Source organism: Halorubrum aidingense JCM 13560 (assembly GCF_000336995.1).
Classification (GTDB): domain Archaea; phylum Halobacteriota; class Halobacteria; order Halobacteriales; family Haloferacaceae; genus Halorubrum; species Halorubrum aidingense.
Map to the genome: position 1 here is coordinate 19694 of NZ_AOJI01000025.1, position 15676 is coordinate 35369.

The 15676-nt window shown below is 70.4% G+C and carries 15 protein-coding genes; 7 read left to right on the forward strand and 8 right to left on the reverse strand.

What is annotated here, in order from left to right:
* Positions 1–453: a pyridoxamine 5'-phosphate oxidase family protein gene (locus C461_RS09665; RefSeq protein ID WP_008000760.1), complete on the reverse strand. Its 453-nt coding sequence runs from the start codon at positions 451–453 to the stop codon at positions 1–3.
* Between the two features lie 142 nt (positions 454–595).
* Between C461_RS09665 and arcS the strand changes: the two genes are divergently transcribed.
* Positions 596–2398: an archaeosine synthase subunit alpha gene (gene arcS / locus C461_RS09670; protein WP_008000762.1), complete on the forward strand. Its 1803-nt coding sequence runs from the start codon at positions 596–598 to the stop codon at positions 2396–2398.
* 73 nt (positions 2399–2471) lie between these two features.
* On the opposite strand, the gene C461_RS09675 is transcribed toward arcS, so the two are convergent.
* Positions 2472–3458, reverse strand: coding sequence for an NOG1 family protein (locus tag C461_RS09675; RefSeq protein WP_008000764.1), 987 nt, complete (start codon positions 3456–3458; stop codon positions 2472–2474).
* A 179-nt stretch (positions 3459–3637) separates the two neighbouring features.
* Between C461_RS09675 and arcD the strand changes: the two genes are divergently transcribed.
* Positions 3638–5065 carry an arginine/ornithine antiporter ArcD gene (gene arcD, locus C461_RS09680; protein WP_008000766.1) on the forward strand — a complete coding sequence of 476 codons (1428 nt, stop codon included), beginning with the start codon at positions 3638–3640 and terminating at the stop codon, positions 5063–5065.
* Positions 5066–5129: 64 nt separating this feature from the next.
* Here the strand turns inward: arcD and C461_RS09685 are convergent, their stop codons facing one another.
* Positions 5130–5888, reverse strand: coding sequence for a class I SAM-dependent methyltransferase (locus C461_RS09685; protein WP_008000768.1), 759 nt, complete (start codon positions 5886–5888; stop codon positions 5130–5132).
* 9 nt (positions 5889–5897) lie between these two features.
* Positions 5898–6782, reverse strand: coding sequence for an aldo/keto reductase (locus C461_RS09690; RefSeq protein ID WP_008000770.1), 885 nt, complete (start codon positions 6780–6782; stop codon positions 5898–5900).
* A 118-nt stretch (positions 6783–6900) separates the two neighbouring features.
* Here C461_RS09690 and C461_RS09695 point away from each other — a divergent pair, with 118 nt between their 5' ends.
* Entirely contained in the window at positions 6901–7386 is a 486-nt protein-coding gene (locus C461_RS09695; protein WP_008000772.1) for a DUF2240 family protein, read from the forward strand.
* Positions 7383–7841 (forward strand): hypothetical protein, encoded by a 459-nt coding sequence (locus C461_RS09700; RefSeq protein WP_008000774.1) that lies wholly within the window; start codon positions 7383–7385, stop codon positions 7839–7841. Before C461_RS09695 ends, C461_RS09700 begins: the two co-directional genes overlap by 4 nt.
* 39 nt (positions 7842–7880) lie before the next feature.
* Here C461_RS09700 and C461_RS09705 read toward each other — a convergent pair whose 3' ends face one another.
* A complete protein-coding gene (locus C461_RS09705; protein ID WP_008000775.1) occupies positions 7881–9806 on the reverse strand; it encodes a methyl-accepting chemotaxis protein in 1926 nt (641 codons plus the stop codon).
* A gap of 303 nt (positions 9807–10109) precedes the next feature.
* On the opposite strand from C461_RS09705, the gene C461_RS09710 reads away from it, so the two are divergent.
* Complete coding sequence (locus C461_RS09710; RefSeq protein WP_008000777.1) at positions 10110–11396, forward strand: DNA double-strand break repair nuclease NurA; 1287 nt, start codon at positions 10110–10112, stop codon at positions 11394–11396.
* A 40-nt stretch (positions 11397–11436) separates the two neighbouring features.
* On the opposite strand, the gene C461_RS09715 is transcribed toward C461_RS09710, so the two are convergent.
* The 3 genes from C461_RS09715 to thiL all read right to left on the reverse strand — a co-directional run bounded on the left by C461_RS09715 (position 11437) and on the right by thiL (position 14836).
* Positions 11437–12162, reverse strand: a complete 726-nt coding sequence (locus tag C461_RS09715; protein ID WP_008000779.1) for a CPBP family intramembrane glutamic endopeptidase — start codon at positions 12160–12162, stop codon at positions 11437–11439.
* Between the two features lie 120 nt (positions 12163–12282).
* On the reverse strand, positions 12283–13575 hold the full coding sequence (locus C461_RS09720) for a hypothetical protein (RefSeq protein WP_008000780.1): 1293 nt from the start codon (positions 13573–13575) through the stop codon (positions 12283–12285).
* A gap of 268 nt (positions 13576–13843) precedes the next feature.
* Positions 13844–14836 carry a thiamine-phosphate kinase gene (gene thiL / locus C461_RS09725; RefSeq protein WP_008000781.1) on the reverse strand — a complete coding sequence of 331 codons (993 nt, stop codon included), beginning with the start codon at positions 14834–14836 and terminating at the stop codon, positions 13844–13846.
* Between the two features lie 324 nt (positions 14837–15160).
* Here thiL and C461_RS09730 point away from each other — a divergent pair, with 324 nt between their 5' ends.
* On the forward strand, positions 15161–15481 hold the full coding sequence (locus C461_RS09730; protein ID WP_008000782.1) for a hypothetical protein: 321 nt from the start codon (positions 15161–15163) through the stop codon (positions 15479–15481).
* Positions 15478–15675 (forward strand): hypothetical protein, encoded by a 198-nt coding sequence (locus C461_RS09735; RefSeq protein WP_008000783.1) that lies wholly within the window; start codon positions 15478–15480, stop codon positions 15673–15675. The genes C461_RS09730 and C461_RS09735 overlap by 4 nt, the downstream gene beginning before the upstream one ends.
* The last annotated feature ends 1 nt before the right edge of the window (position 15676 follow it).

Below are 15676 nucleotides of genomic sequence, written 5' to 3' on the forward strand. Positions count from 1 at the left end.
CTACCGGTGCGTCGACTGCGACGGCATCCGCGCCGAGTAGTCCCACGTGTGGAGGCGCTCGGGGTCGATCCGGACGTGAACTTCCTCGCGGTCGGGGCGCAAGAGTCGCTCGCCGACCTCGTTGTCGACGCCGCCGAGGTAGCGTTCCAGCAGCGACCGGAGCAGTTCCGCGTCCTCGTCGGGCGAGACGGTTGCGTGACCGCGGCCCCTGACCCCTTTATACGGCGGGTCGTTCGTCGACACCTCGAAGGAGACGTGGTCGTCGTGCGCGAGGAAGTCGACGAGGTCGGCGCTCGCGCTCGTCGCGCAGTGGACCGCGCCGTCCCACGAGAACCACAGCGACACGATCCACGGGGCGTCGGCCGGCGTGCGACAGCCGAGCCGGACGGGGATCCGCGCGTCGGCCAAGAACTCGTCGACGCGGTCGCGGTCCCACGGCCCGGTGATCTTCATGGGGACCGTTGGACCGCGAAGCCCCTAACGGTTCGCCCGAGACCGCGCGGTTCGATCGGCGGGTTCCACACCGCGATCGGTCTTCGGCCCCGCGACGGTCACGGAACACAAGAGAATTGACCGTCCCCCCGCGAGAGGTGGTATGACCGACTACTTCGAGGTTCACGAGCGCGACGGCGCCGCGCGGCTCGGGGAGCTCCGGCTCGCCGACCCCGTGACGACGCCGGCGCTCGCGGACCCGTTTCTCGAGGACGCAGGAAGCCTCTGGGCCGGCGACCGGACGGTGCCGGACGGCGACGAGGACTCGCTCACCGTGCTGCCGCACCGCTCGTTCCCCGCCGGAACCCGCGAGGAGGTCCGCGAGTCGTTCGCGGTCGACCACCCGGACGTCGACTTCCCGGCGGCGGCCGTCGTCGACAGCGCGGGCGCCCGCGACGCCGGCGTCGACGCGTACGTGCTCTCGGACGCGCAGGGCTTCGTCGGCCACGGCGAGGCGTTCCGCGACGCGATCGTGTCGGCGAAGGCGGCCCTGCCGGCCGACACCGCGTTGGTCCTCTCGGGCGTCGCCACGCCGCTGAACGTCGCGCTCCTCGCGTACGCCGGCGTCGATCTCGTGGACGCGACGCTCGCGCGGACGAAGGGGACCCAGGGCATGTACCTCACCGCCGACGCTGAGCACTTCCTGGAGGACCTCGACGAGCTGCCGTGCGCCTGTCCGGCCTGCGCGCAGCCCCGCGACGAGTTCACCCGCGCCGACTGCGCCGAGCACAACGTGAACGCGCTGCGCGCCGAGCTTCGACGGGTCCGCGAGCGGATTCGGTCGGGGCGGCTCCGCGACTACATCGAAGGGCAGACGCGCCACGAGCAGTGGCTCACCGCCGCGTTCCGCGAGTTCGACGACCAGTGGGCGTACGTCGAGGAGCGGACGCCGCTGATGCGCGACGCCGAGGTGACGGCCGCGACCGCGGAGACGCTCGACCGCGTCGAGATCCAGCGGTTCGCCGACCGGGTGACGAGCCGGTACACGAACCGGTTCACCGACCAGCCGCTCGTGTTGGTGCCCTGTTCGGCGACGAAGCCATACAGCGACTCACAGAGCCACCGCCAGTTCCACGACGCGATCCAGTGGCGCGGCCACACCGTCTCGATGACCTCGCCGATCGGCGTCGTGCCCCAGGAGTTAGAGACGACGTACCCGGCACAGCACTACGACGCGGTCGTCACGGGCGACTGGAGCGAAGACGAGATCGGGTTCGTCGCGGAGGTGCTCCGGCGGTACTTGGAGCGGAACGACTACTCGCGGGTAATCGCGCACGTCCCCGAGGACGGCTACCGCGAGATCTGCGAGCGCGTCGAGGCGGACCCCGCGATCGACGTCCCGTTCGAGTACACCTGCGTCGACCACCCGACGACCGACGAGTCGCTCGGGGAGCTGAACGCCGCCCTGCAGGGCGAGCCCGCCTACAGCAAGCGCGAGCGCGAGCACAACACCGTTCGGGCGATCGCGGATTACCTGCTCGGCGACGGCGCGGGCGACGACCTGTTCGGCGGGCCGGGCGAGGCCGACGTCCGCACCACCGGTCGGTACCCGAAGCTGCAGGTCTGGGCGGACGACCCCGACGCCGGCCGCGAGGGCGAGCCCGGTGAGCAGCTCGCGACGATGGTGCCGCAGTACGGCACCCTGTCGTTTACCATCGAGGGCGCCCGCCACTGGGTCGAGAGCGACGCGCCGACGAAGCGGGTCGAGATCGACGCGTTCGTCCCGCACGGCTCGGTGCTCGCGCCGGGCGTCGTCGACGCGGACGACGATATCCGCGTCGGCGACGAGGTCGTCATCGAGGGGCCGAGCGCGTTCGCGATCGGCCGCGCGCAGATGTCCGGCCCGGAGATGGTCGACTCGACGCGCGGCGTCGCCAGCGAAGTACGTCACGTCGACGAGAAGTAACGGAGCGGGAGCGGGACGGCTGTAGATAACGGGATAACGGGGCGTCGGGGCGCTCAGCGGGGCGCCGACGCGCTCACTCGTCGCCGCCGCGCGTCGGGAGACCGGGGTCGAACGCGGCGGCCTCGACGGCCATGTCGAGGACCTGTTCGACGTTCTCGTCGTTGGTGACGCTCATCGTCGCGTCGACGGACTCCGCGCGGACCGCCTCGAAGCGGTCGTGTTTGTTCGCCACCGTGAGGAACGGCACCGCGTCGCCGAACAGCTCGCGGACCTCCTCGCGGAGTTCGAGTTGGACCTCGAGCGGGTAGCCGCAGTCGCCGGAGGGGTCGAGCATGAAGACGACGACGTCGGCGAGATGTTCTAAGGCGCTGACCGCCTGCCGCTCGATGCTGTTGCGCTCGTCGGCCGGCCGGTCGAGGAGCCCGGGGGTGTCGACGATCTGGTAGCGGACGTGGTTCCGCTCGAAGTGGCCGATCTGGACGCCCTTCGTCGTGAACGGGTACTCGGCGATCTCGTTGGAGGCGCGGGTGACGCGGTTGACGAACGAGGACTTGCCGACGTTCGGGTAGCCGGCGATCACGATGGCGGGCTCGTCGGGCCGGATGTCGGGGAGCACCTTCAGTTGGTCCCGCGAGTCGCCGATGTACCGGAGGTCGTCTTCGATCTGGTCCATCACGTCGGCCATGCGCGCGAACGCCTGCTTCCGGTGTTTCCGCGCGGTGTCCACGTCGGAGTTGCGGATCTTCGTCGTGTACTCGTCCCGGAGATCCTCGATCTGGCGGCTGGCCCACATCACCTGCGAGAGCGCCTGCCGGAGGCGGTCGACGTCGACGATGGCGTCGGCGAGCTCGTAGTAAAACGGCTCGACGTCGAAGCCGAAGTCCGGCCACGAGACGACGACGTTCTCCAGGTTGTCCGAGAGTACGTTGCCGGCCGTCCGCAGCATCGACTCCTGCGCATCGTGCCCGTGCTTGGCGCGCCCCGCGCGCGCCGCCCGCGAGAACGCCTTGTCGACGAGTTCCTCCGATCGGGGGGTCGTCGGGAGGCCCTCAAATATCATGTTGCCCGGACTTCGCCGCCGAGGGGTATAAGACCGTCCGTTCGGCGACTCCCGCGTCAGTGCGGCACACGGCCCGACGCGTCCGCCTCCGTCGTCGGGCGCCGACGCAGATGAACGATCGTTATCTTCTCCGTGCATATTCCGAGCTATATTTATGTCTCAAAGGAATATGCCCGGTCGTGACGAACTCATTCACGCCCACGACGTTCGACGACCTCGACCCGGACCGCCGCCCGAGCCTCGCGGCGGCGCTGGTTCCGATCCTCGCGGTCGTGGCGTTCCTGGGCATCGGCTCGGCCGTACTGGGACTCGACCCGCACGCCCCGCTGCTGTGGAGCATCGCCTTCGTCGGCGCCTTCGGCCTCTGGCTCGGCTACGACTGGGAGACGCTCTTCGACGGCATCGCGAACGGGCTCGTGATGGGGCTGCAGGCGCTGCTCATCATCTTCACCATCTACGGGCTGATCGCGACGTGGGTCAGCGCGGGAACCATCCCGGGGCTCATGTACTACGGCCTCGAGATCCTCTCGCCGAGGACGTTCCTCCCGGCGGCCGCCGTCGTCGCGGCCGTCGTCGCGTTCGCCATCGGCTCGTCGTGGACCACGGTCGGGACCCTCGGCGTCGCCTTCGTCGGCATCGGCGCGGGCCTCGGCGTCCCGGCGCCGATGACCGTCGGCGCCGTTCTCTCCGGGGCGTACGCGGGCGACAAGCAGTCGCCGCTCTCGGACACCACGAACCTCGCCGCCGGCGTCACCAACACCGACCTGTACGCGCACATCCGGCGGATGCGGGCCGGGACGGTCGCCGCGTTCGGACTCGCCGTCCTCGGCTTCCTCGCGCTCGGGCTCCGCGCGAACGGTAGTATCCCCGCGGGCCGGATCGCCGACATCCAGGGCGCCCTCGGCGAGACGTACGCGATCACGCTGCTCGCGTTCGTCCCGCTCGCGGTCACCTTCGGGCTCGCGCTGCGCGGGTACGCCCCCCTCCCGACGCTCGTCGCCGGGGTCTTCGCCGGCGTGCTCACGACGATCCTCGTGCAGGGCTCCGGCTTCGCCGCCGCGTGGGACACGTTCATGTACGGGACCGCTCCCGAGTCTGGCTCCGACCTCGTCAACGAACTGCTCGCGACGGGCGGGCTCACCGGCTCGGCGTGGACGATCACGGTCGTCGTCGCCGCGCTCTCGCTCGGCGGAATCTTGGAGCGCACCGGCGTCCTCGCGGTCATCGCGCACGCGTTCACGTCTTCGGTCCGCAGCCCCGGCGCCCTCGTCGCCGGCACGGGCGTCTCGGCGATCGTCATCAACGCGCTCACCGCCCAGCAGTACATGAGCATCGTGCTGCCGAGCGTCACCCTCCGGAACACCTACGACGAGTTCGGCCTCGACACCGACCAGCTCTCTCGGGCGGTCGAGGCCGCCGGGACGCCGACCGGCGCGCTGTTCCCGTGGCACGCCGGCGCCGTCTACATGACGGGCGTCACCGGCGTCCCGACGCTGGAGTACGCGCCGTACTACCTGTTCGCGTTCCTGTCGCCCCTCGTGCTGTTCGCGATGGCCGCGACCGGCTACTCGCTGAACGTGACGCCTGTCTCTTATACACATCTCTGAGCGNNGGCCGACTAAGGTGTGGTTGAGGTGTGCAGACGACGCGGCCTACCGGTTTTTAAGCCGTTCAGTCCGGGAGCCGGAACGCGAGCCCGTACATCCGGCCGACCGACTCCGATTCGATCTCGCTTTTGAGGCGGCGGGCGGTCGCCGCCAGCGCGTCGCCCGGTTCGTCGGGACACTTGGCGGCCGTGGACGCCGCTCGCTCGACGTGCGCGGAGACGTGGCTCTCGGTCCAGGGCACCGGCTCTAAAAGCGTCCGCTCCCGTTCGAACTCCCAGCCGTGCCCCACGAAGAACCGTCGCAGGAACGCGGCCGGGTAGAAGGTGAGCGCCGGGCGGCCGCGGGCCAGCTCCGACGCGGCGTTCTCGACGGCGAACAGCTCGCCGATCGCGGCGTCGTCGGGCGGCGGGTCGTAGTCGTCCACGACGAGTTGCGCGCCCGGGGCCGCGACCCGCGAGAACTCCTCGGCGACCGCCGACAGCGCCGCGGGGTCGAGGACGTTGCACAAGCCGTGCGCGGTGATCACGTCGACGGAGCCGTCGGGGAGCGGGACCGCTCGGAGGTCCGCCTCCAGCACCGTCAGTCGGTCGCCGGTGTCGTCATTGCGGTCACCGCCGTCGTCGACGCCGACCCCGGCCTCGGCGACGCGCCGCCGCGTCGTCCGCGCGTGGTCTCGGTCGTTGGTCACGGCGTACACTCGATCGGCGCCGTTCGCGAGCAGTCCGGCGGTCGCGTTGCCGACGCCCGCGCCGGCCTCCAGACAGCGCTTCCCCGCCACCGACCGATCGTCGAGCGCGGTCGTGACCGTGTGCGGAACGTCCATCCGCTCCGCTCAGTGGTGCAGCTGTTCGGGAACCGGACTGTCGTCGTGGCGAACCCGCTCGATCAGGGACCGCTGGGCGGCCTCGTCCATCCCGTCGTAGTCGGCGGCGGCTTCGAGGATCATGGTGACGAGCTTCGGATCGCCGGCGCTGATGACGCTGGTGAGCCCCCGTGCGGCGGCGAAGTCGAACCGCTCGCGGATCTCGTCGGGCGCGGTGACCGGTCGGTACCAGTTCGCGAACGGACGGTCCGCCTCGGAGAGTTCGTCGGTCGACGGCCACGAGCCGGCGGCGAACGCCTTGATCCCCAGCGTGCCGACGTTTTGTTCCTCGGCGCGGGCGAGGACCGCCTCGTAGTCGTACTCGTCGTCGTCCTTGCCGGCGACGACGGGGTTCAGCGGGAACATCACCGTTTCGAGGTCGTCGATGCGGTCGAGCGCGTCGAGGATGAGGTCCGGGTCGCCGTGGCTCGTCAGTCCGATGTGGTCGATCAGCCCCTGCTCTTTGGCCTCGCGAAACGCCGCGAGCGCGCCGTCGTCGCCCGTGATCGCGTCCAGCTCCTCGTCGTACTCGAGCCCGTGCACCTGGTACAGATCGATCGAGTCGACGCCGAGTCGGTTCAGCGAGCGGTCGAGCTTGCGCCACGCGCCCTCGTAGGTTCGCTCTTGGGTCTTACAGCCGAGGAAGATCTCCTCGCGGTGTTGTCGGAGCTTCGGCCCGAGCTTCAGCTCCGCGTCGCCGTACTCCGGGGCCACGTCGAAGTGGTTGACGCCGTAGTCGAGGACGTGTTCGACCAGCTGATTCGCGCCCTCCTGTTCGAGCCAGTTGAGCGCGATCGCGCCGAACGTCATGACGCTGCTGTCGTGTCCGGTGTCGCCGAGCGGGCGGGTTTGCATGCGTACGGCGTCACGCTGACGCGACATAACGGTTGTCCGCCCCGCCGGACGGTCGGCCCCACCGCGGGCGGCTCGCGGTCCGGTAGGTTTACCGCCGTCGACGCCCCGCCGATCGAACATGAGTCTGGAGGTCGCCGTCGCCGTCCCGTTCAAACAGCGCGCGAAAGAGCGGCTGGGCGAGGGCGAGTTCGTCGTCGCCCTGTCGCTCGACCGCGGCTGGTTCTCGCCGGACCAAGCGAAGCGCCTCGTCGACGTCGCCGTCGGCCGCGGGCTGGTCGCCGAGGAGGACGGCGACCTGATCGCGCGTTTCGACCCCGACGACGTGATCGTCCCCGAGGGGTTCACGCCCGACGAGGACGTGCTCCGCGAGCAGTCGACCTTCGAGACGGCCCTCGACGCCATCGTCGCCGCGGGCGTCGAAAAGCAAGCGGCGGTCGCCGGGATCAACGAGCGGCAGCGCGCGCTCGCGATCACCATCGAGGCGGCCGCGGTCCTCTACGCGAAGGAGCACGGCGCCGCGATCGATCACCTCGCGGCCGACGTTCGAGAGTCGCTGGCGGCGGACGGACACGCTGCGGACGAGCCCGCGGAGGCCGACCGATGACCGCCGATCGGCTGACCGACGGCGTCCGGATCGGCCAGCTCCTCGCCTCCGAGATCACGGGCAACGAGGGGCGGCTCCGCGGCCTCTCGCTCGCCGACGCCGACCCCGACGTCGATCCGACGCCCGACGGCGCGCTCGCGTACGCCGTGGTTCGGACGGGCGGGGACGACGACGGAATCGAGGGCGTGGACGGGCGCGTCGAGGTCGAGGAGGACGACGAGGGCGTCGAGAGCGCGGACGCCGACCTCGTCGCCGAGGTGTACGTCCAGCCGGACCGCGTCCGCGTCGAGTTCGTCAGCGCGCCCGACGCCGTCGCCGACGCGGCGACCGAGGCGGGGCTCCGCGTCAGACCGAAGGCGGTCCGCCCGCCGCGGACGCTCGTGTTCGTCGAGGACGGCGCGCAAGTGAAGCGGGTGCTCCCGGCGTTCGAGGCGGCGATCGGAAATACGGTATAAAAGCGCCCACGACGGCGACGCCGGTCCCGCCGCTCTGCCTCAGTCCGATCGCCCGCCGTCGCCCATCGCGACAGTCCGAGCCGTCGATGAGGACGATCCGTCGGTCGACCCCTCGCCGACCTCGAACTTCCGGAGGAGCCGCCGGAGCCGCTCGGCCCGATCGGACAGCGATCCGGCCTCAGCCGTCGCCTGCGACATCGCCGAGAGCTGGTCGTCCGCGGCCGCGGCCGCCGCGTCCGTCTCGTCGGCGGTCGATCGGCTGATCGACGCCACCTCCTCGACCATCGACACCGCCTCCTCGGTGCTGGCGGCCTGGTCGTCGGTCGCCTGGCTGATCTCGCGGATCCCGTCGTCGGTCTCGCCGGCGTTGCCGGCCACGCGCGCGAACGCCTCGGCGGCGTCGCGGACGGCCCCCGCACCCGTCTCCATGTGCGTCTCCGCGGTGCGGACCTCCGCGACGGTCGCCTCCGTCTGCGTCTGGGTGCCGGCGATGAGTTCCTCGATGTCCTGTGCCGCATCCTGCGTCTCCTCGGCCAGCTGTTTCACCTCGTCGGCGACGACGGCGAACCCGTCGCTCGCGCCCGTCCCGCTCCCCCCGCCGGCGCGGGCGGCCTCGATGTTGGCGTTCAACGCGAGCAGGTTGGTCTGTTTGGCGATATCGCCGATGAGGCCGACGATCTCGCCGATGTCGTCCATCCGGTCGTCGAGGATCTCGACCTTCTCGGCGGTCGCGTCGATCGCCTCCCGCGACTCTCGGACGCTGTCGATCGCCTCGCGTGCCGTCTCCTCGCCGTCGTCGGCGATCGCGGCCGTCTGCCGGGCGGCGTCGGCGACCGTCTCCGTCGAGGAAGCGACCTCTTCGATCGTCGCCGAGAGGTTGTTCATCTCGTTCGACACCCGTTCGAGCATCTCCCGTTGGTCGTCCGCTCCCCCGGCGATCTCCGCGATCGACCGGCTCACGTCCTCGCTCAGCTCTTCGGCGGAGTCAACGCCCGCCACCGTCTCCGTGCTCGCGGTCGACACGTCTCGGGAGAACGACTGGACGTCCCGCATCGTCGACTCGATGTCGTCCAGCATCTCGTTGAACGCGGCGCCGATCCGCGCCATCGCCTCGCTCTCGTCGTCGGCGTCGAGCCGAACGGTGAGGTCTCCCTCGGCCGCTCGCGCCATCGCCGCGCTGTAGTCGTCCGCCGTCGTTTCGAGCCGCCGGTTCAGCCGCTCGACCTCCGCGCGGCGCTCCTCGACCTCGGCTTTGGCCGTCTCGACGTCTTGGATCGCCGCCTTCTGTTCGGCGACGCGTTCGAGCTGCTGTTGGGCCTCTTCCCGGGACTTCTCGATGGAGTACCAGTTGACTAAAAGCGCCAGTGCGAGGCCGGTGATGAACACCGCGTGGATCCCGCCCCAGACGATCGGGTTGGCGATCGCGGCCGGGTGGTTGTAGACGAGACTGGAGTCGATCAGGCTGAACGCGCCGTGACCGATCGCGACGTATCCCATCCCGACCGCGAACGGGAGCCAGTCTTCGTACAGCGCGAGGACGGCGACGAACACGAAAAAGTGGAAGTGCGCCTCGATGTACCCGCCCGAGAGCTTCACCAGCGCCATCGACACCGTCATCGCGCTGAACGCCGCGAGCACGGTCCGCGGGCGGCGGCCGAGCCGGGACCAGTTCGCGAGCGCCGCGCTCCCGAGAACCATTCCGAGGAACCCGCCGAGCATCCACGGCGGCGTCGCCGGGATCTCCGCGCCCGTGAGCGCGGATTCGGTCCCCTCGTACAGTCCGAGCCCCAACAAGAGGGGCGCCTGTATCACGACGAGAAGCAAGATGTTCCGGTGGCGCCCAGCCCACATCGCCTCCGGCATCGACGTCCCGTCGGGAATGTACCGGACGATCTCCCGGAGCGTCTCGCCGATCCCTCGGGAGTCGTGTTCCGCGGCGGTCGATCCGATCGCTGACTCTGTCATGGAGTGGTCTCCGACGATTCCGACGAAGAAGGTTGACCCCCGAATATACGTTCTGATACTTCGAGCGGTGTTCTCTCGCCGACAGACGGTCGATCGCGTTCGGCGCGATTCCCGAGTTGGTCCTCCCGATTGTCTCGACTGTCTCGATTGTTTCTATCCTCTCGATCCTCTCGATCCCCTCGTTCGATCCCGCATCGTTCGATTTCTCACCGTTCGATCCCGCACCGATCCGGACCGCGATCTCTGAGTCACACTGCGCCGTCGGCCGAACGCTTTTAAGTCACATCGGCCCGCAGTACGCCCGTGACGCTCGATCCGATCCACGTCGAGAACATCGCACAGCTCGCGTACGGCATCGCGGGCGACGTGGACACGACCGACCACGACGACCTCGCGGCGCAGGTGTGGCGCGACTGGCTCCCCGAACTGCGCCGCGACGGCCGCGTCGTGATCGAACCCGTCGGCGACCACGAGCGCCGGCGGGCGCCCGTCGACGACGCCGCGCTGGCGGACCGGCCGTTCGAGACGGTCCACGGGCTCGATTCGGGGACGATCAACCCGACCACGTTTAAAAACGGGCTCGTCGTCGACGTCGCGCACGCCGCGATGGCGAGCGCGCCGACGGACCTGGGACTCCACCGCGACCGCACCATCGTCGCGACGGTCCACACCGGCGACTCCACCGCGGCGTTCGACGGCGCGTGGCGCCGGCGCGACGACGGCCACACCCGCCAGCGCGTGCTTCACGCCCCGCGGGTGAACCGGTACGCCGAGGGGGTCGTCCACGCGCTCGCGCTCTACCTCGCCGAGGGGACCCACGCGCTCGACCACGCCGACCGCGTCGACGACCTGCTCGTGCTCGACGGCCCCATCTACCCGAAGGAGCTGTTCACGTGGGACGACCGAAACCCGGAGCTCGGCGCGCTCGCCCGCGAGGCGAAGCCCCGCGCCGTCGTCGAGAACTACGTCCGCCTCGTCGAGCGGTTCGTCGAGCGCGACGTGCCGCTGGCCGGCTTCGTGAAGAACCCCTCCAGCGGCACCATCGTGCGCGCGCTCTCCCGGGCGGGGTTCGAGTCGCCGTGGCCCGACGACACGGCGCTGTTCACGCAGCTGTTGGAGCGGCGCGAGGGAGGTCGGAGTCGCGGCGACGGCGACCGCGCGGCCGGCCGCGGACGTGGTGACCGCGTCGACGACGAACTCACCTTCACCACGTGGTTCCACAGCCGGGGCGGCGCCGACGAGACGATGGCCGCCGACCGCGACGCGCTCGGGATCGAACGCGAGTTCGACCCCGAGCTGTACGAGCCCACGTTCATGGTCGTCTACGATCCGCGGACCGACGTGACCTACAAGCTGGAGGCGCCGTACGCGTTCACCCGGGACCGGGACACCCGCGATCGACTCACGCGACAGGTGCTCGCCGACGTGGCGACGACCCGCGGGCCGCCGGAGGCGGTCGCGAAGGCCGACGAGCTGGCGCGGATCGCGGCGACGGAAAAGACCGCGCTCCGACGGAAGTTCGAAGAGCGGTTCGACAGCGACCAGCAGTCGACCTACGACGACCTCCGGTGGGGAAAAACGCGGCTGTGACGGGCGCCGCGACGGCCGTCGCGGATGAGACTGATCCCGATCAGAGGGCGCCCCAGAGGAGCCCCGCGAAGATGATCGCGTTGTACAGCCCGTGCGCGAATCCCGGCACCAGCACGTTCTGCGTCCGCTCGTAGAGCACCCCGAGAATTGCGCCGAGGATCACTGTCACGCCCATGTACGCGACCTGTTCGGGGAGGGTGCCGTCGACGCTCCCGTGGAGCGCGCCGAACAGGACGGCCGCGATCAGGATCGCCGGCGCGGCGTCGAACGACCGGCGGAGCCCGCCTTGAACGACGCCGCGGAGCAGCAGCTCTTCGGCCGGGCCGACGAGCAGCAGCGAGACGGCGATCATCGCCGCGTAGTACGCGACCGGGTCGCCGGCGGCAACCGTCGCCGGGTTCTGCCCGGTTCGGAGCCCGAACTCCCGGAGCGTGAACAACAGCGCGATCTGGAGCCCGTAGAGGATGACCGCGGCGCCCGCGATGAGCCCGATCTCGCGCAGGGACGGCCGCGAGACCGAAACGAGGCCCCGTTGATCGGTGATCACGAGGTACCCGATCACGCCGGGCAGAAAGCTCGCGAAGCTGACGACGGTCTGGAGGAGCGTGAACGCGTTCGTGTCCTCGGCGACGATACCGGCCTGCAGCGCGAGCGACGTGACCAGTTGCGTGATCAGGCTGGCGAGCACCAGCGCGAACACGAGCGCGAACACCGCGCTCACCACGTGGATCAGTCGCTCGACCGGCACCGGGAGGTCGTCCGTCATTGCCGACCGTTGGACGCACGCCGTGTTAGGCGCGTCGGAACCGGTCGCGTGAGGCGCGTCGGAACCGGTCGTGCGGGGCCGGAACGTCGTTCGGGAGCCGTTCGGCGTTCGTTCGGATTTTCACGACCCGTCGATCCGGAGTTCGCGCTTGTCCGCCACGGCGTCGGCCTCTTCGAAGTCGCCGCCGCCGAGCAGTCCGCGGGCCGCCTTCTTCCCCCACTCGACGGCCGGCTGGGTGAACGTCGAGACGCTCGCCAGTTCGCCGTACAGCACGCAGGCGGCCTCCATCGCGTACAGCAGTTCGCCGAGGCTCCGCTCGTCGACGCGGTCGATCTCGACGCGGAGGTTCGGGACGCCGGCGGCCGCGAGGCTCGCCTCGGTGGCCTCGAACTCGGCGTCGAGCAGGTCCGCGAGCGACGACCCGCCGAGGTACGCCAGCCCGTCGAGGTCCGTCTCGGGGATGGGGGTCGCGGAGCGCTCCGTCGGGCGGATCAGCGAGACGAGCTTGTCCGGCGGGCCCGCGCGGTACAGCTGGAGCTGGGAGTGCTGGTCGGTCGCGCCGAGCGCCCGCGCCGGGGTCTGGCCGAGCCCGTCCTTGCCGAGGCTCTCGGCCCACAGCTGGGCGAACCACTCCGCGAACGTCTCCAGCGACTCCGCGTAGGGCATGACGGCGTTGGTGAGCGCGCCGCGCTCCGCGAGCGCGTACGTCGCCGCGCCGTAGGCGTACGCCGGCGTCTCGAACAGCGACTCCGACAGGCTCTCCATCCCGTCGCGCCCGCCCGCGAGGACGGCCTCGATGTCGTGGCCCTGCAGGGCCGGCACCGCGAGCCCGACCGTCGAGAGGACGGAGAAGCGTCCGGGAACCCCGTCCGGGACGTCGATAGCGGGCAGGTCGTGCTCGTCCGCGAGCGCGCGGAGGTTCCCCGCTTGGCCCGTCGTGACGAGGGTGCGCTCGGTCCAGTCGACGCCCGCGTCGGCCATCGCCTCGCGGACGACGAGGAAGTTCGCGAGCGTCTCGGCCGTGGTCCCCGACTTCGAGACGACGTTGACGACGGTGTCTTCGAGCGGGAGGTCGGCGAGCAGCGCGTCGACCGCGTCCGGATCGACGTTGTCGAGGAAGTGGGCGTCGACGTCGCTCTCCAGGGCGTTCGCGAGCGTCGCCGCGCCGAGCGCGCTCCCGCCGATGCCGACCGTGAGGACCGCCTCCGGCCGATCGAACCGATCGGTCGCCGCGCGGATCGCCTCGGGGTCGGTCGTCTCGGGCAGGTTCAGCGCGGCGTATCCGAACTCGTCGTTCGCCATGCCGGTCGCGATCCGGTGGTGTGCGGCCTCGACCCGCGAGTCCAGCCGCTCCAGCGTCTCTTCCGTGAGTCCCGGCGTCGTCTCCAGTGCGTTTCCGAGGTCGACGTTCATACGGTCCCTGCGCACGACTGCGTCTTAAGCGTGGGTTTCGGGACAGCGGCGGCGCGCCTCCGAGCGGCCGATAGGCCGAGAGGAGCCCGCGAGGGAGGCGGCGGGTCGGCGCGGCTCCGCCCGCGCCGAGCCGTCCGCCGAGGCTGGGGAGGCGTGAGGTGCGGGGCGGTTGCGGTTCGGGCGGGGAGTTAGCGGAGGGCGCCGCGCCAGCAACTGCTTATAAAGAGTCGTCGACGATGCCGCTCTCCGAGTTATAAACAGCGACCGCTCACCCGTCGCCGTGCGTGTAGCCGCGATCCGGGAGCGGCTCGCCGTCGGCGGTGACGCCCGCCGCCGCCTCGACGACGCGGCCCACCCGGACCAGCCCGCCGGGACACGCCCGGCGGATGTCCGCAACCGCCTCGTCCGGCACCGTACAGACGAGTTCGAAGTCCTCGCCGAAGTGCGCTGCCAGCTCGAACCGCTCGTCGGTCTCGCCGTCGACCTCACCCGCCCCGCCGACCCCACCCACCTCACCCGCCCCGCCGACCTCACCCGCCCCACCGACCTCGCCGACCTCACCCGCCCCGCCGATCACGTCGTCGACCGCCGGATGCACCGGAACCGCCTCCCGGTCCAGTTCGAACCCGACCTCGCTGGCCTCCGCGAGCTGGTGGAGCGACCGCGCGAGGCCGTCCGAGGAGTCCATCATCGCGGTCGCGGTCCCGGCGAGCGCGCACCCGTCGGCGACGCGAGGGGTGAACCGAAAGAGGTCGTTCGCGCGCTCGATAGACGCCTCGTCTCCCCTTTTAAATAGTCGGACCGCCGCGGCCGACCGACCCCACTCGCCGGTGACACAGAGCGCGTCGCCGGGGCGCGTGCCCGATCGCTCGACGACCCCCGCGTCGGTCACCGATCCGATCGCGGTCGAGGCGGTCGTGAACTCCTCGTGCGTGTCGAGGTCGCCGCCGACGTACTCGGCGTCGACGGCCGCGCAGACGTCGACCGCGCCGGCGATGAACCGGTCGAGGTCGCCCTCGTCGAACGACGCGTCGGCGTAGACGGCCACTGCGGCGGTCGCCTCGGCGCCCATCGCGGCCACGTCCGAGAGCGACGCGCCGACCGCGCGCCACCCGGCGGTGTACCGCGTCGTTCCCGCGGGGAAGTCCGTCCGCTCGTGGAGCATGTCCGTCGTGATGACGGTGTCGCCGACGACGGCGGCGTCGTCGCCGGCGTACGGGAGATCGACGGCGAGGGCCCGAAGCGCGTCGCGCTCGTTCACAGTACCCCATCCATCCACCGGAACGGACTATAAAAGATCGATCCGGGCGGCGGAGCGCGTGGCGAACGCTACTGGACCCGCGGAGACGTCGGCGCCGCTCGCCGGAACCGTGACCGCGATCGGCCCAGGTGTGTGGGTTGTCACCACTCATCATTTAAGGGGGTAAAACACATTAACGAATATTATCATTATCAATCATTATGTTTATTATACACCCGCCGAACGTACCGAGTGCAATGACAGTATCCGTACACGGACACGCCGCAGCACGCCCCACGGACCGCCCGATCACCAGACGACCGCCGCAACCGCCCACACGACCCGATGACAACACCTAACGACACGACGCCCGCGACCGATCCGACGAACCGCACGACCGACGACACTTCTCCCCGATCGATCCCCGGCCGCACGCCGATCACCGAGGAAGCGGGGGCGCCGATCGTTCCGACGCCGCGGCTGCCGACGGCGGACACCGACCGGACCGACCGGACCGATCGGACCGATAGCACCGACACTCCGACGACCGCCCCGACCGGCACCCGGCGGCCGAGTCCGCCGCCGACCGCCGAGGAGCGAGACGCCCCGCTGGTTCCCGACCTGCGTCCGACCCGCCGTTCGCGGGCCGACGGGAGGTCGCGATGAGCGCCGTTCCCATGGCGGGGACCGGCGCCGGCCCGCGTCCCGACCCGACGACGTTCACGCGGCGCGCGACCGAGCGCTCTCCCGACGGCGACGGTCGCGTCGCCGCCACCGACGACCGCACCGCCAGTTCCGACGACACCGCCAGCACCGCCGCCGACACCACCACCGACGACACCACCGACACCACGGAGTAAT

Coding starts and splice junctions, on each gene's coding strand:
- C461_RS09665 (WP_008000760.1), bottom strand. CDS start 453: ATGAAGATCACCGGGCCGTGGGACCGCGACCGCGTCGACGAGTTCTTG.
- arcS (WP_008000762.1), top strand. CDS start 596: ATGACCGACTACTTCGAGGTTCACGAGCGCGACGGCGCCGCGCGGCTC.
- C461_RS09675 (WP_008000764.1), bottom strand. CDS start 3,458: ATGATATTTGAGGGCCTCCCGACGACCCCCCGATCGGAGGAACTCGTC.
- C461_RS09685 (WP_008000768.1), bottom strand. CDS start 5,888: ATGGACGTTCCGCACACGGTCACGACCGCGCTCGACGATCGGTCGGTG.
- C461_RS09690 (WP_008000770.1), bottom strand. CDS start 6,782: ATGCAAACCCGCCCGCTCGGCGACACCGGACACGACAGCAGCGTCATG.
- C461_RS09695 (WP_008000772.1), top strand. CDS start 6,901: ATGAGTCTGGAGGTCGCCGTCGCCGTCCCGTTCAAACAGCGCGCGAAA.
- C461_RS09700 (WP_008000774.1), top strand. CDS start 7,383: ATGACCGCCGATCGGCTGACCGACGGCGTCCGGATCGGCCAGCTCCTC.
- C461_RS09705 (WP_008000775.1), bottom strand. CDS start 9,806: ATGACAGAGTCAGCGATCGGATCGACCGCCGCGGAACACGACTCCCGA.
- C461_RS09715 (WP_008000779.1), bottom strand. CDS start 12,162: ATGACGGACGACCTCCCGGTGCCGGTCGAGCGACTGATCCACGTGGTG.
- C461_RS09720 (WP_008000780.1), bottom strand. CDS start 13,575: ATGAACGTCGACCTCGGAAACGCACTGGAGACGACGCCGGGACTCACG.
- C461_RS09730 (WP_008000782.1), top strand. CDS start 15,161: ATGACAACACCTAACGACACGACGCCCGCGACCGATCCGACGAACCGC.
- C461_RS09735 (WP_008000783.1), top strand. CDS start 15,478: ATGAGCGCCGTTCCCATGGCGGGGACCGGCGCCGGCCCGCGTCCCGAC.